This window comes from Streptomyces sp. NPDC017943 (assembly GCF_044328425.1).
Classification (GTDB): Bacteria; Actinomycetota; Actinomycetes; order Streptomycetales; family Streptomycetaceae; genus Streptomyces; species Streptomyces djakartensis_A.
Map to the genome: position 1 here is coordinate 512848 of NZ_JBIRHH010000006.1, position 26538 is coordinate 539385.

Sequence of the window (26538 nt, forward strand, 5' to 3'; positions counted from 1 at the left end):
GGTTCCTCATGCCACGGTGCCACGAGTTCCACGCCCGGGAACGGCGACCACTTGCCGAACCTATCGATTCTCGATAGTTTTCCATCGTAGGTCGATCGAGGGAGTGAGCGATGGGAAAGCTGGCCGTGGGGGCGCTGCGTGTGGTGCTCGTGGTGCTGCTCGCCGGGTCGTTGTTCGTGCAGGGCGTGATGGTCCCGCTGCTGGCGGTCGACATGAACGGGCTGAAGCCGGAGTACGCGTATCTGCGCACACCGATCCTCGTGATCCTTGTCCTGGGGGTGCTCACGGCCCAGGTCGTCGCGGTGTGCGTGTGGCGGCTGGTGACGATGGTGCGGCGGGGCACGGTGTTCTCGCACGGTGCCTTCCGGTACGTGCACCTCGTGATCGGCGCGTTCGTCGCGGCCGCGTGCCTGGTCTTCGCGCTGGGCGTGGTCCTCGCCCCGGGTGAGGCGGTCGCCCCGGGAGTGGTGCTGCTGCTGGGCGGCGTCGGTGTGGCCGTGCTGGGGGTCGCGCTCGTCGTGCTCGTGCTGCGGATGCTGCTCGCTCAAGCCGTCGCCCGCGACCTGGAGGCCGGCCGGCTGCGGGCCGAGCTGGAAGAGGTCATCTGATGCCGATCGTCGTCGACATCGACGTGATGCTGGCCAAGCGGAAGATGTCCGTGGGCGAGCTGGCGGAGCGGGTCGGCATCACCCCCGCCAACCTGGCCGTGCTCAAGAACGGCCGGGCCAAGGCGGTCCGCTTCTCCACCCTCGCCGCGCTGTGCGAGGTGCTCGAGTGCCAGCCGGGGGACCTGCTGCGCTGGGAGGCGGACGTACCGGCGGAACCGGCCGTGCCCTGACCCGCTGCATCCGAACCGGGCCCTCAGGCGTCTACGCCGGTATGGACCTGGAGAAACCGTCCCGGGAGCAGCCCCGGCGCGCAAGCGGGCAGCCCCGGCACGTACCGGAAGAGCCCGGGGGCTGCCTCGCCGTCGCCGTGCGGATCCCCGTGCGGATCGTCGTGCTCGTGCTGGTCGTTCCCGTGCGCATGCTGTGGGACGCGCTGGTCGTGTCCGGACGGTTCCTGAACGACGTGCTGCTCCGGCCGCTCGGCCGGACCCTGCTGTGGCTGGCGCGGGCGGTGTTCGTCTGGCCGTTCGTCGGCCTGTGGCGGTACGTGGCCGTGCCGGTGGGCAGGGCCCTGGCCTGGCTGGGGCACGTGCTCCTCGTCGTCCCGGCCGTGTGGCTCTACCGCCACCTCCTGACCCCGCTGGGCCGGGCGGCCGCCTGGGTCGCCCGTGGCCTGTGGGCCGCGCTCGGCTGGGTGTACTCGGGCCTCCTCGCACCCGTCGGTCAAGCCGTGATGTGGGTGGTGAGGGGGCTGGGCGCCGTCCTCGCCGCCCTCGGCAGCGGCCTCTGGACGGGGGCGGCCCGGCTCGCGAAGTACCTCGTCGTGGTGCCCGCGCTCCTGCTGTACACCTGGGTGCTCGTACCGGTCGGCCGTGCGGTCGCCCGGTGCGTCAGGGGCCTGGTGTGGCTGGTGAGCACCGTGGTCGGCGGTGTCGGGACGGGCCTGTACTGGATCGCGCGCATCCTGTTCGTCCTGCCCGCCCTCGCCGTGTGGCGCTGGGTCCTCGCCCCGGTCGGCCGCGTCCTCGCCGTCGTCGGACGCGAGGTGGGGGACGCCCTCGGCCACGCCTGGCGTGTCGCCGGGCACGTCTCCCTCGCCGTCGGCCGGTTCCTCGCCACCGTCTTCCGGTGGATCTTCGTGGAGCCGGTGCGGTGGGTGTACCGCAGGGTCCTGACCCCCGTCGGGCACGCCGTACGGGACGCCGTCCTGCGGCCCGCCGCCGAGGCCGCCCGCGCCGCCGGGCGGGCCGCGCGGCAGGCCCTGGCCGCCGCGCGGGAGTCCGCACGCCAGGCGCGCGCCGATCTGCGGCGGATGCTGTTCGGCGGCCCGAGCCGGCCCCGGTCCGCCGCCCTCGGGGAACCTTCCGGGCGCGAGCCGCGTACCCTTGGCAGCAGTACGACCGCTCTCACGAAGGACTGAACGACACTGGGCAAGCGACAGCCCGAAGGCCCGCCGCCCGCACCCGCGGTGCAGCGCATCCGACTGCGTTACACCAAGCGCGGCCGCCTCCGGTTCACCAGCCACCGTGACTTCCAGCGCGCCTTCGAGCGTGCGTTGCGCCGTGCCGAGGTGCCGATGGCGTACTCGGCCGGTTTCACACCGCACCCGAAGGTGTCGTACGCCAATGCCGCACCCACCGGCACGGGCAGTGAGGCGGAGTACCTGGAGATCGCGCTCACCGCGCCGCGCGACCCGGAGCAGCTCCGGGTCCTCCTCGACGAGGCCATGCCCACCGGGCTCGACATCGTCGAGGCGGTCGAGGCCCGCACCTCGGGACTCGCCGACCGGCTGACGGCTTCCGTGTGGGAGCTGCGGCTGGACGGCGTGGCGCCGGAGGAGGCCCGCCGCGCGGCGGACGCCTTCGAGCGGGCCGAGACCGTCGAGGTCCAGCGACTCGCCAAGAACGGCGTGCGCACCTTCGACGCCCGCTCCGCCGTCGTGCGCCTGGAGGTGCGCGACCTCCCGGAGACCCACGGTTCGCAGGCTGATAGGCCGACCGACCAGCCCTGTGCGATACTGCGGCTGGTTGTTCGGCACGTGACGCCTGCCGTACGACCCGACGACGTCCTGTCCGGTCTCCGCGCCGTGGCCGACCTGGCGCCGCCGGTCCCCGCAGCGGTGACCAGGCTGGCGCAGGGGCTGCTCGATGAAGAGACCGGCACGGTGACCGACCCGCTCGCGCCCGACCGCGAGGCAGCCGAGGCCCCCTCAACGGCCGAGGAGACTGCCGCCGCGACGGCGCCGGTGTAGGCACCGCGTAGGGACGGACGTCGTAGCGCCGCCCTCGGACTCGGGAGCCACCTGGGTCGGGCAGCGCACCGACCAGAAGACTTTCGCCAGGCCGTACGCATTCGGCGTACGGAACCGGCGAGACAGGACACGGAGAGCTCCCGTGCGGCGCCCGCGCCCCGGACGGCGGCGACGCGCACAGCGCGAGCCGCGGACGTCACCGGCATCGCCGGGCCAGGCGCGGCGCCCGGGAGCCTGACGGGAGAAAAGCCCGCATGCTCGAACCGACCGAACCCGCAGAGTCCTCGACCGGCTCTGACGAGAACAACAACACCCCCAGCGACACCCTGCCGCCCCGCCGGCGGCGGCGTGCCGCCTCCCGGCCGGCGGGTCCCCCCGCCGGTGGCGCCTCCGACGCGACGGCGGAGACCGTCGCTCCGGCCGTGCCGGCCGCCGAGGCCGACGAGCTCGCCGCCGACGGAGTGGAGTCCGACGAGGTCGAGGCGGCCGCCGCCGAGCTCGAGGAGACCCCCGAGGCCGCTGCCGAGGACATCGCACCCCCCGCCCCCAAGCGGCGGCGCGCGGTGCGCCGCGCCTCCGCGCCCGCCGGCTCCCCGGCCGACGCCGAGGCCGCCGAGACCGTGGTTCCCGCGACCTCCGCCGCGGACGCCCCCGTCGCTCCCGAGCCCGCCGCGGCTCCCGCGACCGCCGAGGTGTCCGAGGAGCCCGCTCCCCGCCGCACCCGGCGCCGCGCCACGCGCACGGTCACCTCGCCCACCGCCGCGCAGGCCGAGACCGCGCAGGCCGAGACGGCGCAGGCCGCACCGGCCGCCGCCGAGCCCGCCGCGGTGCAGGCCGAGCCCGCGGCCGCCGCGCCGGGCGACGCCGAGCTCGCTGCCACCGACACCGAGGACGCCGCCCCGCGCCGCACCCGCCGGCGCGCCTCGCGACGCGTCTCCGCACCCGCGTCCGCGCCCGCCGGCGCGGACGGGAGCGCCGAAGAGGCGCAGCCCGCCGTGACCGGGGTCCCGGCCGCCGAGCCCGCCCCCGAGGTCGAGGCCGCCGCCGAGAAGACCACCGAGGCCCCGGCCGCCGAGGCCGACCGGGCCGAGGAGTCCGCCGAGCCGGCCGAGGACGCCGGTCCGCGCCGCCGTCGCCGGGCCGTGCGCCGGGCCGCGGGCGGCTTCGCCGAGCCCGCCCGGCCCGCCAGGTCCGCCAAGCGCGCCGCGCAGTCCGACGCCGGTGCCGCCGACGACGAGAGCGAGGCCCCGGCGCGTCCGGCCCGGCCCGCCGTCGCCCTGTTCCAGGCCCCCGTGTTCGCCGAGCCCCAGTTCCAGACCCCGGAGCGGGCCGCAGCGGCGGCCGCCGCCGGGCCCGCGGATTCCGAGGAGCCCGCGGAAGCCGAGGAGACCGCGCAGGCGGAGGAGCCCCGCGAGGAGCAGTCCGGCGGTGCCCGTCGCCGCCGTCGCCGCCGCGGCTCCGCCGAGGACACCGAGGACCGCGCCGCCGAGACCCGGACCGCCGAGCCCGCCGCGCAGGACGCCCCGGCCGCCGAGGACGACACGGACGACGCCGACGACCAGTCCGACGACCAGGCGGACGGCGAGGACCACGACGAGTCCGAGGGCGGCGGCTCGCGCCGTCGCCGCCGCCGGGGCGGCCGCCGCCGTCGCCGCGGCGACTCCGCCGACCTCGACGGCGAGTCCGGTGAGACCGGGGACGACGACTCCGACCAGGCCGCCGCGGCCCAGGCCGCGCAGGACGCCGAGGACACCGCCGAGCAGACCGAGGAGGACCGCGAGGACTCCGAGGACGGCGACCGGGACGAGTCGGCCGGAGGCGGTTCCAGCAGCAGCCGCCGTCGCCGTCGCCGCCGTCGCCGCGCCGGTGACTCCGGTGCCGACCCCGAGCCCTCCGACGACGACCCGGAGCGCACGGTCGTCAAGGTCCGCGAGCCCCGCCCCCAGCGCGAGAAGAGCTCCGACGCCGCCGACGAGGTGCAGTCCATCAAGGGCTCGACCCGTCTGGAGGCCAAGAAGCAGCGCCGCCGCGAAGGCCGCGAGCAGGGCCGCCGCCGCGTCCCGATCATCACCGAGGCCGAGTTCCTGGCCCGGCGCGAGGCCGTCGAGCGCGTGATGGTCGTCCGCCAGCACGGCGACCGCACGCAGATCGGCGTCCTCGAGGACGACGTGCTCGTCGAGCACTACGTCAACAAGGAGCAGGCGACCTCGTACGTCGGCAACGTCTACCTCGGCAAGGTGCAGAACGTGCTGCCGTCGATGGAGGCCGCCTTCATCGACATCGGCAAGGGCCGCAACGCCGTGCTGTACGCCGGCGAGGTCAACTTCGAGGCGCTCGGAATGGCCCACGGGCCGCGCCGCATCGAGTCCGCCCTGAAGTCCGGCCAGTCCGTGCTCGTCCAGGTGACGAAGGACCCGATCGGCCACAAGGGCGCCCGGCTGACCAGCCAGGTCTCCCTGCCGGGCCGCTACCTCGTGTACGTGCCCGAGGGCTCGATGACCGGCATCAGCCGCAAGCTGCCCGACACCGAGCGGGCCCGGCTGAAGACGATCCTCAAGAAGATCGTCCCCGAGGACGCGGGCGTCATCGTGCGCACCGCCGCCGAGGGCGCGAGCGAGGACGAGCTGCGCCGCGACGTCGAGCGGCTGCAGCAGCAGTGGGAGGACATCCAGAAGAAGGCCAAGAGCGGCAACGCCCCGACGCTGCTCTACGGCGAGCCGGACATGACCGTCCGGGTCGTCCGCGACATCTTCAACGAGGACTTCTCCAAGGTCGTCGTCAGCGGCGACGAGGCGTGGTCGACGATCCACGGGTACGTCTCGCACGTGGCGCCCGACCTCGCCGAGCGGCTGCAGAAGTGGACCTCCGAGGTGGACGTCTTCGCCACCTACCGGATCGACGAGCAGCTCGCCAAGGCCCTCGACCGCAAGGTGTGGCTGCCCAGCGGCGGTTCGCTGGTGATCGACCGGACCGAGGCGATGGTCGTCGTCGACGTCAACACCGGCAAGTTCACCGGCCAGGGCGGCAACCTCGAGGAGACCGTCACCCGGAACAACCTGGAGGCGGCCGAGGAGATCGTGCGCCAGCTGCGGCTGCGCGACCTCGGCGGCATCATCGTCATCGACTTCATCGACATGGTGCTGGAGCAGAACCGGGACCTGGTGCTGCGGCGCCTGCTGGAGTGCCTCGGCCGGGACCGTACGAAGCACCAGGTGGCCGAGGTGACCTCGCTGGGGCTCGTGCAGATGACCCGCAAGCGGGTCGGCCAGGGGCTGCTGGAGTCGTTCTCCGAGACCTGCGTCCACTGCAACGGGCGCGGCGTCATCGTGCACATGGAGCAGCCGACCTCCGCAGGGGGCGGCGGCAAGCGCAAGAAGCGCGCCCGCGCCGGTGCCGCCGACCAGCCGCACGTGCACGAGGCGGCCGTCGAGACCGCCGAGCAGGAGGCGGAGACCGAAGCCGAGGTCGTGGCCGAGACCGCCGAGCCGGCGGCCCTGCCGGAGCCGGCCTTCGAGCCGGACGAGGAGCTGTACAGCAGCGCCGCCGAGGCCGAGGCCGCGGCGGGTCGTGGCAGGTCGCGGCGCCGGGCGAGCCGGCGCGCGTCGGCCCCGGCCGGTGCCCCGCGCGGTGGTGCGGCGGAGTCCAGGCCCGAGAAGGGCAGGGGCAAGGCCGAGCCGGACTCGGACCGGACCCAGGCGCCGACCGCGCAGGACGTGACCGCCGAGCAGGAGGCCGCCCGCCCGGTGCGGCCCGAGACCGCCGCCGAGGCGCAGGCCGAGCCGATGGCCGTCGAGGACCCGGTGGTCGAGGCCCCGGTCGCCGAGCAGGCCCCGGTGTCCGAGCAGGCTCCGGCTGCCGAGGAGGCCGCTCCCAAGGGCCGTGGCCGTCGCCGCGCCACGCGCAAGGTGTCCGCTCCGGCCGGTTCGCCGGCGGGCGCCGAGGCCGCCGTGGTGACGGTCGCCGAGACCGCGCCCGCCGCTCCGGAGGCCCCCGCGGCCACGGAGGAGCCCGAGCCGGCCGCGCAGCCCGAGGCGGTCGCCGAGGCGCCCGCCGAGAGCGCCGCTCCGGCCCGTCCGCGGCGCCGGGCCGTGCGCAAGCCCACCGTGTCCACCGCGTCCGAGGAGGCGGCCGTCGTGGTCGTCCCGTCGGTCGCGTCCGAGGAGGCCCCGCAGGCCGCCGAGGAGGGCGCGGAGGAGGCGTCCGAGGAGGCCGCTCCGGCCAAGAAGACGGCCCGCAAGACGGCCAAGAAGGCCACGGCGAAGAAGGCCGCCACGAAGAAGACGGCGGCCAAGAAGACCGCGGCCAAGAAGACGACGGCCAAGAAGGCGGCGAAGACCACCAAGACCGCCGCCAAGAAGGCCACGTCGAAGAAGACCGTCGCGGCGGAGCAGTCCTCCGGGACCTCCGTCTCGGCCTCCACCGACGAGGCCTGACCGGCCCGGACTCCCCCGGGGCGGGCGTGATGCACACGCCCGCCCCGGGGGACCGGACCGGCGTGACCGGTCGCACAGGGGGCCGGCCCGGCTCGGTTTGACCCTTTCGGCCGCGGCCCCGTAACCTTGACCGTCGGCGTGTCGACTGACGCGTCACATCCCCGTAAACCTCATCCTCCAGGGCGCCGGGCGCCCAGGAGAGGCGGCCCGCTGTGTCGGGCTGCTGGCCTGCGGGGGTGCCGTTTCCCGAGCGAGAGAGTGAGTTCCGCGTGTACGCCATCGTGCGCAGCGGTGGTCGCCAGCACAAGGTTGCTGTCGGCGACATCGTTGAGGTTGACAAGATTTCCACTGCCAAGGTTGGCGACACGGTCGAGCTCTCGACCCTGCTCGTTGTCGACGGCGAGTCCGTGACCAGCGACCCGTGGGTGCTGGCCGGCATCAAGGTCCAGGCCGAGGTCGTGGACCACCACAAGGGCCAGAAGATCGACATTCTGCGCTACAAGAACAAGACGGGCTACCGCCGTCGCCAGGGCCACCGCCAGCAGTACACGGCGATCAAGGTCACTGAGATCCCCGCGGCTGCGAAGTAAGGGACTGAGGAGAAATGGCACACAAGAAGGGCGCATCGTCCACCCGGAACGGTCGCGACTCCAACGCCCAGCGGCTCGGCGTGAAGCGCTTCGGCGGTCAGGTCGTCAACGCGGGTGAGATCCTGGTCCGCCAGCGCGGCACCCACTTCCACCCGGGCGCCGGTGTCGGCCGCGGCGGCGACGACACGCTGTTCGCCCTGCAGGCCGGTTCGGTGCAGTTCGGCACCCACCGTGGCCGCAAGGTCGTGAACATCGTTCCGGTCGCCTGATCGGAAACCTTTCGCGAGGCGGGCCTCACTTCCCCCAGGGGAAGCGGGTCCGCCTTTCGCGTGTTACCCAAGAGACATCCCCGCAGTAAGTAGTAACTGGAGGCACATCCCATGACCACCTTCGTGGACCGCGTCGAGCTGCACGTCGCCGCGGGTAACGGAGGCCACGGCTGTGCCTCCGTCCACCGTGAGAAGTTCAAGCCGCTCGGCGGCCCGGACGGCGGCAACGGCGGCCGTGGCGGCGACGTGATCCTCACCGTCGACCAGTCCGTCACCACGCTCCTCGACTACCACCACTCGCCGCACCGCAAGGCCACCAACGGCAAGCCCGGCGAGGGCGGCAACCGCTCCGGCAAGGACGGCCAGGACCTGGTCCTGCCGGTGCCGGACGGCACCGTGGTGCTGGACAAGGCGGGCAACGTCCTCGCCGACCTGGTCGGCCACGGCACCTCCTTCGTCGCCGCGCAGGGCGGCCGGGGCGGCCTCGGCAACGCCGCGCTGGCCTCCGCCCGGCGCAAGGCGCCCGGCTTCGCGCTGCTCGGTGAGCCGGGTGACCTGCGGGACGTCGTCCTGGAGCTGAAGACCGTCGCCGACGTGGCCCTGGTCGGCTACCCGAGCGCCGGCAAGTCGTCGCTGATCTCGGTGCTGAGCGCCGCCAAGCCGAAGATCGCCGACTACCCCTTCACCACCCTCGTGCCCAACCTCGGGGTCGTCACCGCCGGTTCGACGGTCTACACGATCGCCGACGTGCCCGGGCTGATCCCCGGGGCGAGCCAGGGCAAGGGCCTCGGCCTGGAGTTCCTGCGGCACGTCGAGCGGTGCAGCGTGCTCGTGCACGTCCTGGACACGGCGACCCTGGAGTCCGACCGCGACCCGGTGTCCGACCTCGACATCATCGAGGAGGAGCTGCGCCAGTACGGCGGTCTGGACCGGCGTCCGCGGATCGTCGTGCTGAACAAGATCGACGTGCCGGACGGCAAGGACCTGGCCGAGATGGTCCGGCCCGACCTGGAGGCGCGCGGCTACCGCGTGTTCGAGGTGTCGGCCGTGGCGCACATGGGCCTGAAGGAGCTGTCGTTCGCGCTCGCCGAGCTGGTCGCGACGGCGCGGGCCGCGAAGCCGAAGGAAGAGGCGACGCGCATCGTCATCCGGCCCAAGGCCGTGGACGACACGGGCTTCACCGTCACGCAGGAGGAGGACGGCCTGTACCGGGTGCGCGGCGAGAAGCCCGAGCGCTGGGTGCGGCAGACGGACTTCAACAACGACGAGGCGGTCGGCTACCTCGCCGACCGGCTCAACCGGCTCGGTGTCGAGGAGGCGCTGCTCAAGGCGGGCGCCCGCGGCGGCGACGGCGTCGCCATCGGCCCCGAGGAGAACGCGGTCGTCTTCGACTGGGAGCCGTCCATGATGGCCGGTGCCGAGATGCTCGGCCGGCGCGGCGAGGACCACCGGCTGGAGGCGGCGCGGCCCGCCGCTCAGCGCCGCAAGGACCGGCAGGCCGAACGCGACGAGGCTCAGCAGGAGTTCGACGACTTCGAGCCGTTCTGACCGGCCCTCCCGCCGGCTGACCGCACCGGCTGCGCCCCGGGGACGTGCCCCCGCCGCAGCCGGTTCGGCCCGGCGGGGCGTGGTGCCTGCGGCGCGCTCCTCGGCGCGACCGCCACCGGAGCCCGTCCGGGCGCCGGCTTCACCCCTTGAACAGGCTTCGGACGCGCCTGTAGTCGAGCGTCCGTCAGACCGCCCCGGCACAGGCTCGTTCCAGCGCCGGCGGCGGGTCTTCCTTTGCGTGCTCGGTCGTCATGCACCTGGGCCCCGCGGAGCAGCCGGCCGATCGCCCGCGAGCGTGACGCTTCCCGCCCTCTCTCCGGCGGGAGTGTGAGCCCGGGGCCCGTCCGGGTCCCGGGCTCCGCACGTCTACCCACCTGAGCTGACGAATCGGCGCCCCTGTTCTGGGTCGTTCCCCGCCGTATTCCTCATGGCGCGGAAATCCCGTGCGGACCCCGTGCGAACCCAGAGCGGAATTGCCTCGCGAGGGGCCGACGGGCGCTTCGAATTCGGCACCGGCCGGTCATCGGTGCATCTCGACGATCTCTCGGCGGTGCGCCGTGCTTCGCGCCGCCCGGCCCCCGTGTGCTGTCCCCGCCTGATCGATCGACGCGTCAACACGCCTGCCGCGCAGGGTACTTCACCCGAGGGTTTGTCGATCTTGTGGAATAACTCACAGTGGGGCCTCCAAATGGCCCGCACGACCGTCTTACCGATCACCAGCAGCGCGAGGTGAATGACAGGTTGCGCGTACATAAGCGGTACAGGTCGCTCACCTTGCACTGCGTCAACCGCCAGTGGGAACCTTTTGGGGTTCCCTGTCGTCTCAAGGTAGGTAACCTGTGCCTCAGCACATAGCCAAGCCCCGTACCACCGCGGTGATCCTGGCCGGGGGCACCGGTCAGCGGGTGGGACTGTCGATCCCCAAGCAGCTGCTGAAGATCGCCGGCAAGGCCGTCATCGAGCACACTCTCGCCACCTTCGAGAACGCCGATTCGATCGACGACGTCATCGTGTTGATGGCCCAGGGCTATGTGCCCGACGTCGAGAAGATCGTCGCGAAGGCCGGGTTCAGCAAGGTCTCGCGGGTCATCGAGGGCGGCTCCACCCGCAACGAGACCACCGAGCGCGCCATCGCCGCCCTCGGTGAGGGACTGGCCGAGGGCGAGGACCTCAACGTCCTCTTTCACGACGCCGTGCGCCCCCTGCTGTCGCAGCGCGTCATCGACGACTGCGTGGCCGCGCTGGAGCGCTACGAGGCCGTCGACGTGGCCATCCCGTCCGCGGACACCATCATCGTCACGCGCACGCACGGCCAGGACGGCGAGTTCATCACCGAGATCCCGGACCGGTCCCGCCTGCGCCGCGGCCAGACCCCGCAGGCCTTCAAGCTGTCCACGATCAAGCGGGCCTACGAGGTCGCCTCGGGCGACCCCAACTTCCAGGCCACCGACGACTGCTCCGTGGTGCTCAAGTACCTGCCGGACGTGCCGATCCACGTCGTCGCGGGCGACGAGTACAACATGAAGGTCACCCAGCCCGTCGACGTCTTCATCGCCGACAAGCTGTTCCAGCTCGCCTCCACCGCCGCGCCCGAGCAGGTCACCGAGGAGGCGTACCGCGAGCTGCTGACCGGCAGGACCGTGGTCGTCTTCGGCGGCTCCTACGGCATCGGCAAGGACATCGCCGAGCTGGCCGGGTCCTACGGCGCCGCGGTCTACGCCCTGGGCCGCTCCACCACCGGCACCCACGTGGAGAACCCGGAGGAGGTCGACGACGCCCTGTCCAAGGCGTACGCCGAGACCGGCCGGATCGACTACGTCGTCAACACCGCCGGTGTGCTGCGTATCGGCAAGCTCGCCGAGACCGACAACGCCACCATCGAGGAGGCGCTGAAGGTCAACTACCTGGCCCCCGTGCAGATCGCCCGCTCCTCGCACAAGTACCTGTCCGAGACCAAGGGCCAGCTGCTGCTCTACACCTCCAGCAGCTACACCCGCGGCCGCGCCGAGTACAGCCTGTACTCCTCGACCAAGGCCGCCATGGTGAACCTCACCCAGGCACTGTCCGACGAGTGGGCCGGCGACGGCATCCGCGTCAACTGCATCAACCCCGAGCGCACCGCCACTCCCATGCGCACCAAGGCGTTCGGTCAGGAGCCGACGGGCTCGCTGCTGTCCTCCCAGGCCGTGGCACGCGCCTCGCTCGACGTGCTGCTCAGCGCACTCACCGGCCACGTCATCGACGTCCGCCAGCAGGACCCCACCGCCGGCGCGGCCCGGGCGTCCGGTTTCGAGCAGGCCCTGGCCTCGGTTCTGGACCGGCAGGACGGCGTGTAATATTGCCGCCCGCTAAACCCCCGCAAATCGGGCCTCTGTGCACTCTTGTCGTCCATTCGGACCACCGTCGTGTGCGCAGAGGCCTGCACCCGTACCCCTGGGCAGATTCACAGACCAGCCGCATCAGTGAGCAAGACCGGCACATCCCTCACAAGAGCAGGTTCCTCCGTGATATCCACAGCCATTCGCGTAGCCAGGGTGGGCAGCGCGGCCGAACTCGCCGCGGCGCTCCTCATGGTGGCGGGCTTCCCCGCCCTCATGCTGGCCGCGCTCGTGCCGAGCGTCCCCGCCTTCGCGGCAGCGGCCGCCGTGACGTACCTGGCGGACCACTATCTGCACCACAAGGGCAGCTACCTGATCAACCGCCTCGGCAAGGTCCGGGCCGGCCTGCCGATCCGCTTCCTGATCCGGGAACTGCTGCTCGTCCTGCTGCTGGCCCGGCTGTCCCTCGCGGACAACCTGATCTACTACGGGGCGATCGCGTGCTTCATCGCCTTCTACGGTCTCCAGGCCCCGCACGGCGCGCTGGTCCAGCTCATCCGCAACCGCCGCCGCATGCCGGTCGCCACCCGCAACGTCGACCTCGCCGCGCGCATCCGCATCCCCGACGCCCCGCCGCACGTGCTGCTGCACCGCTCCGCCGAGAAGATGCTGCACCTGGACCTGGCGGCGGTCGCCGGCATACTGGTCGCCGCCCAGGTGAAGTCGTCGCTGATCGGTTTCGTCGGCATCGGTTGCACGCTGGTCCTCGGAACCCTGTACGTCCTCGCGCTCGCGCCCTATGTGTGGGGCCGGCGGATCCCGCCGAACGCCGAGCGGGTGCTGGCCGCCGTCGACGACTGGCTGGGGGAGTACAAGCCGGAGACCGTCCTGTACTTCTCCGGGTCCAAGGACTCCGCGTACCAGGTCAACATGTGGCTGGACACCATGGAGAAGCTGGACTCCAGACCGCTGATCATCCTGCGTGAGCGCGTCATCCTCGCCAACCTGGCGCCCACCACGGTCCCCGTCGTCTGCGTGCCCGGAGGGGTGCACCTGATGAACCTGGACCTGTCCACCGTGCGCGTCGCGCTCTACGCGGCCAACGTCGGCAAGAACATCCACCTGCTGCGCGTGCCCACCATGAAGCACGTCTTCATCGGCCACGGCGACAGCGACAAGCTCGCCAGCGTCAACCCGTACAGCAAGGTCTACGACGAGGTCTGGACGGCCGGCCGCGCGGGCCGCGACCGCTACGCCCTCGCCGACGTCGGTGTCCTCGACGAGGACATCGTCGAGGTCGGCCGCCCCCAGCTCGCCGCGATCCGGACCTGGCAGGGCGTGCCCGAGGGCCGCATGCCGACCGTGCTGTACGCCCCCACCTGGGAGGGCTGGGACGACAACCCGGGCAACACCTCGATCCTGCTGGCCGGCGAGAACATCGTGCGCGGGCTGGTCGCGGCCGACCCGCCCGTCCGCGTCCTGTACAAGCCGCACCCGTTCACCGGCACCGTCAGCCAGGAGGCCGACGCCGCGCACCGGCGGATCACCGCCCTGGTGGAGAAGGCCGCCGCCGAGCGTGCCCTCGATGCGCGGTTCGTCCCGGACACCGCCGCCCAGGCGGACGCCGAGGCCGAACTGCGGCGCATCGAGGCCCGGTTGGCCGAGCTGGCCGGTCTCGGCTCCGACCGGGTCGACGAGGCCGAGGCCAGCCGGGACGGGCTGCTCGACACCGCCCGGCACGAGGAGGTCGCGCGGCTGCGCGCCGAGTGGAACGACGCCTACTGGCGTTCCTTCCCGTCCTGGGAGCACCGCGTCATCACCGGCACCGAACCGCCCCTGTACGACTGCTTCAACGTCTCCGACGCGATGGTCTCCGACATCTCCAGCGTGGTGTCCGACTTCATCGCCAGCGGCAAGCCCTACGCGGTCACCGACTCCGCCGGGGTGGGGGCCGAGGAGTTCAAGCGGAACAACACGGCGGTGCGTGCCGCGGTGATCCTCACCAACAGCGCCGCCGGGCTGGACGAGTTGCTGGGTGCCGTCCGCGACCCGGCCGCCGACCCGCTGGCCGAGGACCGCAGGAAGCTCAAGCAGTACCTGCTGGGCCCGGACGAGCCGAGCTCGCTCCAGCAGTTCAACACGGCCGTCGCGAACCTGGCGCTGAAGGCCGAGACGCGCAACGTCGGCCTGCGGTCGCGGGACGCGGCCGCTCTCGACCAGGCGGAGGCCGAGACGCAGGCCGAGGCCGAGCTCACCGACGCCGTGTCCGGGCAGCGTGTGCCCGCCGCCGGTGACCCCGGCGGAGCCGGCACGGCCTGACCGGCTGCCGCACCGAGGAGCCCGGCCTCCCGGGGAAGTCGCCCCGGAGGCCGGACTCCTGACGTTTCCGGCCGTGTGCCTGGCCTCCCCGTACTTCCGCGACCCCGCCGCGGGCATCGCGGACCACGTCTACCTCGCCGGTGGCCCGAGAGACGCGGACGTTCCCGGGCTACCGGGAGGGCGGTGCCGGCCTGTTCGTACGCCGGGCCGTGCGCAAGGCGCGCGGCGTGTGGCGGGCCCGCGGACCCAGGGCGGCGGCGTGAGCGGCGTGGACACATGCGACGGGGGCCGCCGGCATCGCCGGCGGCCCCCGCGGTGGCTCTCCCGCCGCCCGTCAGCGCGGTGCGGTGGGCACGGCCGGCTCGGTGCGCTGGCCCGGCAGTTCCGCCGCCAGCCGTTCCGTCGTCAGCCGCTCCGCCACCCGGGCCCGGTGCTCGCGGGCCTCCTCGCACAGCGCCTGCACGGCCGCGTTGAAGCGCTCCTGCGACGAGGGCTCGGCGGGACCCAGCAGCCGCAGCTTCAACGCGGCGCGGGCCTCGGCCAGTTCGTCCCTCTCCGGGTTCCGGACCGCCTCCAGCAGCGCGGGCACGCCCGCCGCGTCCGGGGTCAGCACGGTCGCCGCGACCACCGTCGGGAACGCCGCACGGAAGGCGTCCTCGGGCAGTCCGCTGGTGTTGGCGACCGCGTACGGCTTCTCGCTCGCCAGGAAGTCGCTGATCACGCTCGACACATCGCTGATCAGCAGGTCGGCCACGTTGAAGCAGGAGTACAGCGTGGGCCGGGCGTCCGTGATGATCTGGTGCTCACCGGCCGGCAGCGAGGCCCAGTACGCCTCCTCCCACGCGGCCGTCGCCCGCCGCACCGCGGCGGCCCGGCCCGGCTCGGGTGCCGACTGCACGAGCATCCGCTCCGCCACGTCGGCCCCGGACCGGAACCTCGAGGTGGTGAGCCGCTCCAGCTCGGCCGTCAGCCGCGCCAGTTCACCGGCGGCCCGCGGCTGGGTCTGCTGCCGCTGCCGGTTCGCGGCGCGGATCAGCTCGCGGATGCGCTGGTCGGCAGCGCCCGCGCGCGGGTCCACCGAGCCCGTCAGCGGGTGCGGCTTGTACAGCAGCCGCACGCCCGGGTCCGCCAGCAGCGCCCGCACCAGGTTCTCCCCGGCCGCGACCACGGAGGTGTTGCCGGGGTTGCCGTCCCAGCCCTCCCAGGTCGGGGCGTACAGCACGGTCGTGTACGCGCCCTTCGGCGGGCCCGCGTGAGGCAGCACGCCGTCCAGCTGCGGGCGGCCGGTCTCGACCACGTCCTTGTCCTCGACGCCGACCTCGGCCAGGGCGTACCGCTCGCGCGCCGCGGGCCCGGCCACCCACACCTCGTCGTAGGCCTTCGCGTACGGGTTGCACGAGGACAGCTTGTCGCTCTCGCCGTGGTTGACGAAGGTGTGCCGTATCGTCGGGATGCGCAGCACCTGGGAGGTCTTGCCCGAGTTCGACGGGTGGATAAGGACCTGGAGCGTGGAGTGCTCCAGCCGCATCAGCGTGGAGACCTTCGGCAGGCACACGATCGGGATGTCCGTGGCCGCGATCTTCTGCACCATGAACCGCTCACGCAGCACGATGATCGGCTTGCCGTCGATCTGCGCGAGGGGCTCCAGCCACATGTTCGCCTGGTAGGCCGAGGAGACACCGCCGGAGAAGTACAGCCCGGCGGTCGGCCGGTACTCCGCCAGCCACTGGTCGAACCACGCCAGCACCTCCTCCTCGCCGGCCGGCCGGCGGCTCGGCAGCAGCCGGAGCAGCAGGGCGCACAGGCCCCCCAGCGCGAGGACCACCGAGAGGGCGATGCCCACCGCGGCGTACACCGGGTCGTCGCCCGGGGCGGCGGCCAGCAGGCCGACCGTCGCCGGCAGGCCGAACAGCAGCAGCCGCTGGCCGGGGCGGCGCAGCACCGCGGCCGGGGCCGGGGACAGCCGCAGGGCGGAGGCGTCTATGTTCCGGGTCACCACCGGCAGGGTGCGGGTGCGCCGCACCAGGACCGAGACGGCCTGCACCGCGAAGTGCAGCACGTAGAACAGCAGCAGCCCGGCCACGAGCGGGGCGTAGACCGTCTCCCGGTCCTGCTCGCCGAGCCGCAGCAGGCCCACGACGAGCAGCAGGTCCCGCAGGACGTGCCGTACGGTGATGTCCGCGTGGGACTTGGCGAACATCGACTGCACCCCGCGCTGCCACTTGTACAGCACCCCCTCCACGGCCAGGGAGAGGGCGGTCGAGGCGAGCAGCAGCGGCACGTTGGGCAGCAGAGCGGCGACCGCCTGAGCGGCGAAGGCTGCGGCCAGGGCGACGGCCGCCAGCCCCTTGGACAGGGCAGGCGGACGAGGGAGAGATAGGGGCACTGCGGTCACTCCAGATGCGTCGGTTCGGCGCACATCGGCCGTCCGGGTTAACGCGCGGCTGTCTCCCGACGACACGTGCGTGCCGTCTGAGTGTAGGGAGCCGTGCCCAGGGACCGTAGCGGAAGATTGCGCGGCTGTCGTCATCGGGGTATGGAGATCGTGGTCACGTCAGGCGAGACGCACCGTCCGCAGCGTGGACCGGCGAGGCGCCACGCCCCGCCGTCCCGTAGATTCCCTGGTGGCAAACCGGAGGACTTTCCTGGTGGGACGGCGGAGAATCCCCCGGTGAGGCACCGAGGCGGCGCGAGGGGACGGACCGGGACGTGACAGGGGCAAGGCAGGCCGTGGGCGAGGCCCGAAGGATCGTCGTCAAGGTCGGGTCCTCCTCGCTGACCACCGCCTCGGGCGGCCTGGACGCGGACCGGGTGGACGCGCTGGTCGACGTGCTCGCCAAGGTCCGCAGCGGTGGGGAGCGCGAGATCGTCCTGGTCTCCTCCGGCGCCATCGCCGCCGGTCTCGCCCCGCTCGGCCTGCGCCGCCGCCCCAAGGACCTGGCCCGCCAGCAGGCAGCCGCCAGCGTCGGCCAGGGCCTGCTGGTCGCCCGCTACACCGCCTCCTTCGCCCGCTACGGCGTGCGCGTCGGCCAGGTGCTGCTGACCAGCGACGACATGAGCCGCCGCGCCCACCACCGCAACGCCTCGCGCACCCTGGACAAGCTGCTGGCGATGGGCGCCTTCCCGATCGTCAACGAGAACGACACCGTCGCCACGGACGAGATCCGCTTCGGCGACAACGACCGTCTGGCCGCCCTCGTGGCCCACCTCGTCCACGCCGATCTGCTGGTCCTGCTGTCCGACGTGGACGGCGTCTACGACGGCGACCCGGCCAGGCCCGGCACCTCCCGGATCGCCGAGGTCCGCGACCCCGCCGACCTCGCCCACGTCGAGATCGGCAGCGCGGGCCGGGCCGGTGTCGGCACCGGCGGCATGGTCACCAAGGTCGAGGCCGCCCGCATCGCGGCCGCCGCCGGGGTGCCCGTCGTCCTGACCAGCGCCGTCCACGCCGCCGACGCACTGGCCGGGCAGGACACCGGTACCTACTTCCACCCCACCGGCAGGCGCTCCGCCGACCGGCTGCTGTGGCTCCAGCACGCCTCCACCCCGCAGGGCGCGCTCACCCTGGACGACGGCGCCGTGCAGGCCGTCGTGGACCGCCGCAAGTCGCTGCTGCCCGCCGGCATCGCCGCCGTCGAGGGCGACTTCAGCGCCGGCGACCCGGTCGAGCTGCGCGACGGCGCGGGGCACGCCGTGGCCCGGGGGCTGGTCAACTTCGACGCCAAGGAGATCCCGCGGCTCATCGGCCGCTCCACCCGGGAGCTGGCCCGGGACCTCGGCCCCGCGTACGAACGCGAGGTCGTACACAGGGACGACCTGGTGGTCCTGCATCCGTAATGTTCCGAAACGTCCGCCCCCGGTGGTGGACGTTCCGCAAAACCGCCCCACGAACCCTTGCGGCCTGCTCAACTTTGTCTCGGGGAACTGTCCCGCAGCATCGCCATGGAGCGAAGGAGGCCGTCGTGAGACGAGTGCGCCCGGGGGCCACCGTGTCCCGTGGTGGTGCCGGCTCCCGCACGGCCGGTGAGGAGCGCGCCCTGACCAGCGTGGCGGCCGGAGACCGGTTCGACGGGGAGCAGCCCGCGGAGACCGCGCGCCTGTGGCACGTCACCCTCAGCGTCTCCGGCAGGCGGGCCCCGCTGCCCGAGGTCCGGCGCGCCCTGGAGCAGCTCGCCCACGACCACCCCTTCCTCCTCACCAGCCGCTACGCCGTCGACCACGCGGAGATCCGCTACTGGGAGGAGGCCCGCGACCTGCACGACGCGGCAGCGGTGGCCCTGCGCCTGTGGGGCGAGCACCGGCAGACCGCCGGGCTGCCGCCCTGGGAGATCGTCGGCCTGGAGGTCATCGACCGGGCCACCTACCACCAGCGCGTCGCCGAGGGCTACGGCCCGCCGCCCGCCTCGCCCGTGGGCATCCACCCGTTCTGACGGCCGTCCGGGGAGCGTCTCGGGCTGTGGAACGCGCCGTGAACCGGCGCGTCCGGCGCACTACCCTTCCCTCATGACCACGCTCTCTCCGTACGACTCCATGTCCCCGGTCACCGAGGCCGCCTACCGCGCCAAGGCCGCCGCCGCGTCCCTCGCGCCGCTGCCGCGGGCCGACAAGGACGACGCGCTGCTCGCCATCGCGGACGCGCTGGAGGTCCGCACGAGCGAGATCGTCGAGGCCAACGCCGAGGACGTCGCCCGGGCCCGCGAGGCCGGTCTCGCCGACGGCATGATCGACCGGCTCACCCTCACCCCCGAGCGGGTCCGCTCCATCGCCTCCGACGTGCGCGACGTCGCCGCCCTGCCCGACCCGGTCGGCGAGGTCGTCCGCGGCTCCACGCTGCCCAACGGCATCGACCTGCGCCAGGTCCGCGTGCCCCTCGGCGTCGTCGGCATCATCTACGAGGGCCGACCGAACGTCACCGTCGACGCCGCCGCCCTGTGCCTGAAGTCCGGCAACGCCGTCCTGCTGCGCGGCTCCTCCTCGGCGTACCGGTCGAACACCGCCCTCGTGCGGGTCCTGCGCGACGCCGTGGGTGGAGCCGGGCTGCCCGCCGACGCCGTGCAGCTCGTGCCCGGCGAGAGCCGCGACAGCGTGCGCGAGCTGATGCGCGCCCGCGGCCTGGTCGACGTGCTGATCCCGCGCGGCGGCGCATCCCTGATCAACACGGTCGTGCAGGAGTCCGTCGTCCCCGTCATCGAGACCGGCACCGGGAACTGCCACGTCTACGTCGACGCCCGGGCCGACCTGGACACGGCCGTGGAGATCCTGGTCAACTCCAAGGCCCAGCGGGTCGGCGTCTGCAACGCCGCCGAGACCCTGCTGGTCCACCAGGACATCGCCGCCGCCTTCCTGCCCCGCGCGCTGGACGCCCTGGCGGAAGCCGGGGTCACCGTGCACGCCGACGAGCGCGTACGGGCCCACGCCCAGGACACCAAGGCCACCGTCGTCGAGGCGACGGCCGAGGACTGGGAGACGGAGTACCTGTCGTACGACATCGCCGCGGCCGTCGTGGACTCCCTGGACAAGGCCGTGGAGCACATCCGGCTGTGGAGCTCCGGCCACACCGAGGCCATCGTGACGACCTCCCAGCAGGCCGCCCGCCGCTTCACCCAGCTGGTCGACTCCACCACCGTGGCGGTGAACGCCTCCACCCGCTTCACCGACGGCAGCCAGTTCGGCTTCGGCGCCGAGATCGGCATCTCCACGCAGAAGCTGCACGCCCGCGGCCCGATGGGCCTGCCGGAGCTGACCAGCACGAAGTACATCGTGACCGGCGACGGCCACGTGCGGCGCTGACCCGAACGGCGTAACGGGGTATGCGGGTCCCCGCATACCCGCCCGGGGCGGCTCAGGCGGCTCCGGGCGGTCCACCCGCGTGGTACGGGCGCTGACCGGCCGGACGCGCGCCCCCCGGAGCCCCACGCGATCCGCCCCGCACGGGGACGAAATATGCATACCGTCTGCCCAGAACGACCCCCCAGGTCTACTCTGGATCCGTGCCGGAGGACGTGGGGGGCACGCCGTTTCCGGACGGCAGGGAGCCCGACGACGACCACGACCGCGGGGTGTCGGACGAAGAGTTCGCCTCCGTGGTCTTCGACGAGGCCTTCGTACGCGCGGCCGTGGTGCACGAGCCGACCGCCGTCGAGCGTCTCCTGGCCGCCGCCCAGGCCAGAGCCGAGGCCTCCGAGGCGGAGGCCCGCCGCGCCCACGCCAGAGGCGAGCGCTACGACGACGGGTTCGGCCCGGACACCCACCGCGCCCACGGTCGTGATCCCGACCTCGGCGAGTTCGACGACCCGGACGTCCTCGAGGACCGCCGCCACCCCGGGCCCTACTCCCGGCAGGTCCGCTGGCACCGGCCCGTCGCCTGGGTCCTCGCCCTCGTGATGGGCGTCGGCATGGTCGCCCTGGCCTTCACGGCGGTCTACCGCGGAGCCTCCGCCGACCACGACGAACCCCTGCCCCCGCCCACCTCGACCGGACCGGAGCAGGGCAGCGGGGCCGCCCCCTCCGCATCCGCCGACCACTCACGGCCGGCCATGTCGGTGATCCCGCGCACCCCCTGACCGGAACCCGCCCGCCTTGGTGAGAACCTGTCAGAACTTGTGGAGCAACCCGGCGTTTACCCGGGCGCCCGGGAACCTACAGTGAAGATATGGGCGGGCCTGGCAACCCACCTGAGGGGACTCCCGAGGGCGTTCCCGGAGGTGGCGAGGACGAGTACCGATCCGTCGTCTTCGACGAATCGTTCGTCCGCGCTGCCCGGCTCCAGGAGTTCTCCGCCCAGGAGCGCATCGCCGACCACTCGCCCGCCGTACGCCGCCGCCCGCCCGTGCGCCGGGGCCTGTCCCGGCAGGCGCTGGTACTGGTCGTGCTCATCGCCGTCGCCTTCGGCACCGCCCTCTACATGGGCGTCCGCCACCCCTACCAGACCCCGGCCGCCCGTCAGCCCGGAGAGCCGCTGCGGATGACCGTCATCCCGCTCGCCCCCGAGGGCAAGGTGCCCGGCACGTCCGACCCGGCGTCCCTGTACGCGCACAGCCCCGCCGCGCAGTTCAAGTCCGGCGCGGAGGGCGTACCGCTGCCCGCCTCGCGGCGCACCGCGCACTTCTCCGACAGCCAGGTCGTCGCCGCCCTGACCACGGCCAAGGACTACATCGTCCGCTCCGCCCTCGACCCGGACGTGCTCACCGGGCGCGAGGTGCGCTCCGTGCGGGTCCTGCTCGACCCCGACCAGCTGGGGCAGTTCGACCAGAGCTTCGCCCGCCCGACCGCCGACGGACGCCACGCCCCCACCGGCTGGCTGGTCCGCTTCGACCCCACCCGCGCCGAACTGGCCGAGCGGGAGGTCCGGGTGCAGGGCACCCTCCAGGCCGCGGAGACCGACTCCTCCACGCTGGAGGTCACCACCGACCACACCTTCGTCTACGCCCTGCGCCCGGCGGGGGCCGCAGCCGAGGACGACGTGTCCCTGTTCACCCTGCGGCGCGAGCTGCAGTTCCGCTTCGACCGCGACGACCTGCGCCTGCACCAGGCCCGGCTCGTCGTCTCCTACGTCCAGGCCGGCCCGCTGTCCTGCGCCGAGGACTCGACGAACTACCTCCGCCCCCTGCTGGCCGGCCAGACGGCCAGGGAGGGCGGGCCCGCGGGTACCGACCCCTACGCGACGGGCAGCGCGACCGCGCTGTGCGGCTCCCTGGCGACGAGCGCGCAGCCGAAGGTCTGATCCGGCCGCGCCGGACCCGCCGCCGTCCGGCCGGTCCGCTACCCGCCCTCGCCCGGCGGGCGCTCGTCACCGGGCGTGCCCGGGGAGCCGGGCGCGTCCGGGTCGCGGGGCGGCCGCTGGGCCGAACCGGTGAAACCGCCGAAGCCGCGGCGGACCCGGTCGCCCAGGTCGCCGGCGCCGCCCGCGAGGTCCGTGACCAGCTTCATCAGCGGGTCCTTGGAGTTCTTCACGCTGCTGCCGTAGTGGTTCGCCGACTCGCGCCAGGAGTCGCGGACCGAGGTGTCCCCGTCGTCCTCGCGGCGGGCGTAGTGGCCGTCCATGAGCCGCTGGAAGTCCCGCGAGGCCGCCCACTTCTTCAGCTCGGCCGCCCGCACGGTGGTGAAGGGGTGGGAGCGGGGCAGCACGTTCAGGATCTTCAGCACCGAGTCGCGCAGGTCGCCGCCGGCCTCGTACTCCTCGGCCTGGGCGAGGAAGGCGTCCACGTTCATCTCGTGCAGGTGGTTGCCGCCGGCGATCTTCATCAGGCCGCGCATCGACGCCTGGAGGTCCTGTCCCACCAGCAGCCCCGCCCGGTCCGCCGACAGCTCCGACTTGCGGAACCACTCGCGCAGCCCGGTCACGATCGCCATGATCGCGAGATTGCCCAGCGGGATCCAGGCGACCCGGACGGCCAGGCTGGTCAGGAACAGCAGGATCGTCCGGTAGACCGAGTGGCCGGACAGCGCGTGCCCGACCTCGTGGCCGACGACGGCCCGCATCTCCTCCTCGTCCAGCAGCTCGACCAGACCCGTCGTGACGACGATGATCGGCTCGTCCAGGCCGATGCACATCGCGTTGGGCTGCGGGTCCTGCGTCACGTACATCGGCGGGACCTTCTCCAGGTCCAGGATGTAGCAGGCGTCCCTCAGCATCACGTTCAGATGCGAGAACTGCTGGTCGGAGACGCGCACCGAGTCGGACAGGAACAGCAGCCGCAGGCTGCGCTCGGGCAGCAGGCCGCTGAGGGCCTTGAACACCGTGTCGAAGCCGCTGAGCTTGCGCAGCGCCACCAGGGCGGAGCGGTCGGCGGGATGCTCGTAGGCGCGTGAGGAGATCCCGGGGAAGCGCCTGCGCTGCCTGCCGGGCACGCGCTCGTGCCCGTGGTGCTCGTGGCCGTCGGACATGTCTTCCCCCATGCGTCTGTATGGCCTTTGCGGCCCCTTGTGCGGCCCTTTGCCCTCCCTGGGCGGAGCCCAGCCTAGGCGGAGTTACCGTGGTCGGGCAGTACAGCGAAGGGAACCACCGCCATGGAGCACCACCTCGCGGCCGCCTGGCTCGCGCAGGCCGCGAACACCACCGACGGACGAGGGGGACCGGGGATCCTCCGCGTCGTGCTCCTGGTGATGCTCGTGGGCTCCGCGCTGACCGCGTGGTTCCTGCTGCGCGGCTACAGACACAAGGACGACTGAGGAATCGGGAAGGTTCCCCGCCGGGCGCGGGGGCGGCACCGGCGGGGCGCGCGGGACGGCACCGGCGGAGAAGTGCGGGGCGGCACCGGCGGAGGTGCGGCGGGGCGCTCGCGGCACCGACAGGCGGAGTCGGGGTGATCGCGGCGGGGGCTCCCGCTTACGATGAGCCGACGTCTTTATCCCGCCCACACGCGATAGGTCCTGCCGAAGATGAGCTTCCACAGCACCGCTGCCCAGTTGGTCACCCTCGCCGCCGAGGGCGAGGAGCACGGCGGAAACCACGAGAGCCTCAGCCCCTACCTCACCGGTGGCGGCGCCCTGTTCATCCTGCTGCTCCTGCTGTGGATCACCACCCGCTTCAACCGCGACCGCTGAGCCCGGCCGGGCGCCCCCCGCGGGGCGCCCCGGGGACCACGGGGGCGGCCGGAGCCCTCGGGCGGGGCCGGTAGGGTCTGCTCGCATGGGAGAGCAGGACATGCCTACCGGTCCGGCGAACGAGACGCCGCACGACCCGGCAGCGGACACGGCGAGCGGCACCGAGCGGCACCCGGACGGGCCGCGCCGTGCCGCCGGGACGGCGCGCCGGACCGCCGGCCCCGGCACGAGCCCGTCGCGGCCCGGCAAGCGCAGGCTCGGTGTCATGGGCGGCACCTTCGACCCGATCCACCACGGGCACCTGGTGGCCGCCAGCGAGGTCGCCGCGGCGTTCCACCTCGACGAGGTGGTCTTCGTGCCCACCGGGCAGCCCTGGCAGAAGAGCCACCGCAGCGTCTCGCCGGCCGAGGACCGCTACCTGATGACGGTCATCGCGACCGCCGAGAACCCGCAGTTCTCCGTCAGCCGCATCGACATCGACCGCGGCGGCCCCACCTACACCGTGGACACCCTGCGGGACCTGCGCGCCCTCAACCCGGACACGGACCTGTTCTTCATCACGGGCGCCGACGCGCTCGCCCAGATCCTCACCTGGCGGGACTCGGCGGAGCTGTTCTCCCTGTCGCACTTCATCGGGGTGACCCGCCCGGGCCACCAGCTGGACGACCCCGGACTCCCCGAGGGCGGCGTCTCGCTGGTGGAGGTGCCCGCGCTGGCCATCTCCTCCACCGACTGCCGGGCGAGAGTCGCCAAGGGCGACCCCATCTGGTACCTGGTGCCCGACGGAGTCGTGCGCTATATCGACAAGCGCGAGCTGTACCGCGGCGAGTGAGCCGAGAGGGGCACCGGTGAACGACCGATACGACGCGGGGGCCGCCGACCACGGCGCCGGCCAGTACGAGCTCGTCGGCTACGACGAGTACGGCCGGCCCGTCTACCGGCACGTCCAGACCCAGCAGCACACCTACGACCCGTACGCCCAGCAGCACCAGCAGCACCAGCAGCACCAGCAGCACCAGCAGGGCTACGGCTACGACCCCTACGGCACCGGCGGGCAGCAGCCCCCGGCCGCGTACGACCAGGGCGCGGCCCCCACGTACCCGCAGGACCACGGCTACGACCCGTACGGCTCCACCGGGCACCACGGCGGGCATCAGGACCCCTACGGCGGACAGTCCCAGGCGGCCGGGCACACCGCGCAGCAGACCTCCCAGCAGACCTCGCAGCAGCCCTTCCCGCAGACCGCCCACATCCCGCAGCAGACGGGCCCGGCCGGACGCGAGGAGCCCGACGAGCCGCAACGGGAGTACCACACCGAGCAGTTCGCCTTCGTCGAGGAACCGGACGACAACTCCGAAGACGTCATCGACTGGCTGAAGTTCACCGAGAACCGCACCGAGCGCCGCGAGGAGGCCCGGCGCCGCGCCCGCAGCCGGATCGTCGCCCTGACCGTCGTCCTCGCGCTGGTCGCGGCCGGCGGCGTCGGCTGGCTCTGGTACGCCGGCAAACTGCCCGGCCTGTCCTCCGGCGACTCCGGCACCGGCACCACCACGGCGGCCGGCGCCCAGAAGCGCGACGTGATCGTCGTCCACCTGCACGACACCAAGGGCGGCGGCACCTCCACGGCCCTCCTCGTCGACAACACCACCGCCCACCGGGGCACCACCGTCCTGCTGCCCAACTCGCTCGCCCTGACCGGCGACGACGGCACCACGACGACCCTGGCGAAGTCGGTGGAGGACGACGGCTCCGACGGCACCCGTGAGGCACTGGACACGGTGCTCGGCACCGACATCGAGGGCACCTGGCGCCTGGACACCCCGTACCTGCAGAACCTCGTCGACCTCGTCGGCAACATCGAGGCCGACACCGACACCGACGTGCCGGACCCGGCCGCGAAGAAGAAGGGCGAGGCCCCGCTGGTCCACCGGGGAGCGGACCAGACCCTCAGCGGCAAAGCGGCCGTCGCCTACGCCACCTACCGCGCACCCGGCGAGGCGCAGACCGCGCAGCTCGAGCGGTTCGGTCAGGTCATGCAGGGCGTGCTGCGCAAGCTGTCCTCCGACCCGGGGGCCGCGACCACCACCATCCAGACCCTGGCGCAGATCCTCGACCCGTCCCTGACCGACAAGGACCTCGGCACCTTCCTCGCCGGGCTCTCCGACCTCGCCAAGGGCGGCGACCACCGGACCGACCTGCTGCCCGTCCAGGGCGACGGCACGCTCGCCGCCCAGGCCGGCGCGAAGATCGTCCGGGAGGTCCTCGGCGGCACGGCCAAGAGCCCGGACAAGGACGCCGCCACGACCGTCTCCGTGCGGAACGCCACCGGTGTGAAGGACAACACGGAGAAGGCCCGCGTCGTCCTGCTCAACGGCGGCTTCACCTTCCTGGAGGGCGGCACGGCGACCGCCCGCGCCACGTCGAAGGTCGTGTACGCCGACGCCGCCGGCAAGGAGCACGCCGCCGAGGTCGCCAAGACCCTGGGCCTGCCCGCGAGCTCCGTCGCCAAGGGGGAGACCCCCGCGAGCGCGGACGTCGCCGTGCTCCTCGGCCAGGACTACCGGCCGTCGTCCGGCTGACGCGGCCCCGTGGCGAGAGCGGGCCGTGACGGCGGGCCCTCCGCGCGATCCGTCGTGATCGCGTGGGGGGCCCGCTG

21 protein-coding genes are annotated in these 26538 nt (G+C 73.1%); 19 read left to right on the forward strand and 2 right to left on the reverse strand.

Annotated features, from left to right (window positions below; genetic code table 11):
* The first annotated feature begins 110 nt into the window (after window positions 1-110).
* From ACH4C6_RS22460 to ACH4C6_RS22505, 10 genes are all read left to right on the forward strand, one after another.
* A complete protein-coding gene (locus tag ACH4C6_RS22460) occupies window positions 111-608 on the forward strand; it encodes a DUF2975 domain-containing protein (RefSeq protein WP_398110364.1) in 498 nt (165 codons plus the stop codon).
* A complete protein-coding gene (locus ACH4C6_RS22465; RefSeq protein WP_398110365.1) occupies window positions 608-838 on the forward strand; it encodes a helix-turn-helix domain-containing protein in 231 nt (76 codons plus the stop codon). The genes ACH4C6_RS22460 and ACH4C6_RS22465 overlap by 1 nt, the downstream gene beginning before the upstream one ends.
* A gap of 41 nt (window positions 839-879) precedes the next feature.
* Window positions 880-2028: a hypothetical protein gene (locus tag ACH4C6_RS22470; RefSeq protein WP_398110366.1), complete on the forward strand. Its 1149-nt coding sequence runs from the start codon at window positions 880-882 to the stop codon at window positions 2026-2028.
* Between the two features lie 48 nt (window positions 2029-2076).
* The gene (locus ACH4C6_RS22475) at window positions 2077-2859 is read left to right on the forward strand and encodes a TIGR03936 family radical SAM-associated protein (protein WP_398110367.1); all 783 of its coding nucleotides are present in this window, start codon (window positions 2077-2079) and stop codon (window positions 2857-2859) included.
* Window positions 2860-3113: 254 nt separating this feature from the next.
* Window positions 3114-7292 (forward strand): Rne/Rng family ribonuclease, encoded by a 4179-nt coding sequence (locus tag ACH4C6_RS22480; protein ID WP_398110368.1) that lies wholly within the window; start codon window positions 3114-3116, stop codon window positions 7290-7292.
* Between the two features lie 269 nt (window positions 7293-7561).
* The gene (gene rplU, locus ACH4C6_RS22485; protein WP_289920160.1) at window positions 7562-7882 is read left to right on the forward strand and encodes a 50S ribosomal protein L21; all 321 of its coding nucleotides are present in this window, start codon (window positions 7562-7564) and stop codon (window positions 7880-7882) included.
* A gap of 14 nt (window positions 7883-7896) precedes the next feature.
* Window positions 7897-8151 (forward strand): 50S ribosomal protein L27, encoded by a 255-nt coding sequence (rpmA, locus tag ACH4C6_RS22490; protein WP_010041940.1) that lies wholly within the window; start codon window positions 7897-7899, stop codon window positions 8149-8151.
* Window positions 8152-8262: 111 nt separating this feature from the next.
* A complete protein-coding gene (gene obgE / locus ACH4C6_RS22495) occupies window positions 8263-9699 on the forward strand; it encodes a GTPase ObgE (protein WP_398110369.1) in 1437 nt (478 codons plus the stop codon).
* An 839-nt stretch (window positions 9700-10538) separates the two neighbouring features.
* Window positions 10539-12035, forward strand: coding sequence for a D-ribitol-5-phosphate cytidylyltransferase (locus ACH4C6_RS22500; RefSeq protein ID WP_398110370.1), 1497 nt, complete (start codon window positions 10539-10541; stop codon window positions 12033-12035).
* A gap of 198 nt (window positions 12036-12233) precedes the next feature.
* A complete protein-coding gene (locus tag ACH4C6_RS22505; RefSeq protein ID WP_398110371.1) occupies window positions 12234-14336 on the forward strand; it encodes a hypothetical protein in 2103 nt (700 codons plus the stop codon).
* A 334-nt stretch (window positions 14337-14670) separates the two neighbouring features.
* Here the strand turns inward: ACH4C6_RS22505 and ACH4C6_RS22510 are convergent, their stop codons facing one another.
* Complete coding sequence (locus ACH4C6_RS22510; protein WP_398110372.1) at window positions 14671-16722, reverse strand: hypothetical protein; 2052 nt, start codon at window positions 16720-16722, stop codon at window positions 14671-14673.
* A 344-nt stretch (window positions 16723-17066) separates the two neighbouring features.
* Between ACH4C6_RS22510 and proB the strand changes: the two genes are divergently transcribed.
* From proB to ACH4C6_RS22535, 5 genes are all read left to right on the forward strand, one after another.
* A complete protein-coding gene (gene proB, locus ACH4C6_RS22515) occupies window positions 17067-18173 on the forward strand; it encodes a glutamate 5-kinase (protein ID WP_398110437.1) in 1107 nt (368 codons plus the stop codon).
* A 134-nt stretch (window positions 18174-18307) separates the two neighbouring features.
* Window positions 18308-18766, forward strand: a complete 459-nt coding sequence (locus ACH4C6_RS22520; protein ID WP_398110438.1) for a hypothetical protein — start codon at window positions 18308-18310, stop codon at window positions 18764-18766.
* A 73-nt stretch (window positions 18767-18839) separates the two neighbouring features.
* Window positions 18840-20126 carry a glutamate-5-semialdehyde dehydrogenase gene (locus ACH4C6_RS22525; protein WP_398110373.1) on the forward strand — a complete coding sequence of 429 codons (1287 nt, stop codon included), beginning with the start codon at window positions 18840-18842 and terminating at the stop codon, window positions 20124-20126.
* 200 nt (window positions 20127-20326) lie between these two features.
* On the forward strand, window positions 20327-20899 hold the full coding sequence (locus tag ACH4C6_RS22530) for a hypothetical protein (RefSeq protein ID WP_398110374.1): 573 nt from the start codon (window positions 20327-20329) through the stop codon (window positions 20897-20899).
* Between the two features lie 89 nt (window positions 20900-20988).
* Window positions 20989-22059 (forward strand): hypothetical protein, encoded by a 1071-nt coding sequence (locus ACH4C6_RS22535; RefSeq protein ID WP_398110375.1) that lies wholly within the window; start codon window positions 20989-20991, stop codon window positions 22057-22059.
* 38 nt (window positions 22060-22097) lie between these two features.
* Here ACH4C6_RS22535 and ACH4C6_RS22540 read toward each other — a convergent pair whose 3' ends face one another.
* Window positions 22098-23222 (reverse strand): M48 family metalloprotease, encoded by a 1125-nt coding sequence (locus ACH4C6_RS22540; protein ID WP_398110376.1) that lies wholly within the window; start codon window positions 23220-23222, stop codon window positions 22098-22100.
* Window positions 23223-23345: 123 nt separating this feature from the next.
* On the opposite strand from ACH4C6_RS22540, the gene ACH4C6_RS22545 reads away from it, so the two are divergent.
* The 4 genes from ACH4C6_RS22545 to ACH4C6_RS22560 all read left to right on the forward strand — a co-directional run bounded on the left by ACH4C6_RS22545 (window position 23346) and on the right by ACH4C6_RS22560 (window position 26461).
* The gene (locus tag ACH4C6_RS22545; protein ID WP_398110377.1) at window positions 23346-23507 is read left to right on the forward strand and encodes a hypothetical protein; all 162 of its coding nucleotides are present in this window, start codon (window positions 23346-23348) and stop codon (window positions 23505-23507) included.
* 210 nt (window positions 23508-23717) lie between these two features.
* Complete coding sequence (locus ACH4C6_RS22550) at window positions 23718-23882, forward strand: hypothetical protein (RefSeq protein WP_003990192.1); 165 nt, start codon at window positions 23718-23720, stop codon at window positions 23880-23882.
* Between the two features lie 85 nt (window positions 23883-23967).
* A complete protein-coding gene (nadD, locus tag ACH4C6_RS22555; RefSeq protein WP_398110378.1) occupies window positions 23968-24714 on the forward strand; it encodes a nicotinate-nucleotide adenylyltransferase in 747 nt (248 codons plus the stop codon).
* A gap of 16 nt (window positions 24715-24730) precedes the next feature.
* Window positions 24731-26461, forward strand: coding sequence for an LCP family protein (locus tag ACH4C6_RS22560; RefSeq protein ID WP_398110379.1), 1731 nt, complete (start codon window positions 24731-24733; stop codon window positions 26459-26461).
* Window positions 26462-26538: the final 77 nt, after the last annotated feature.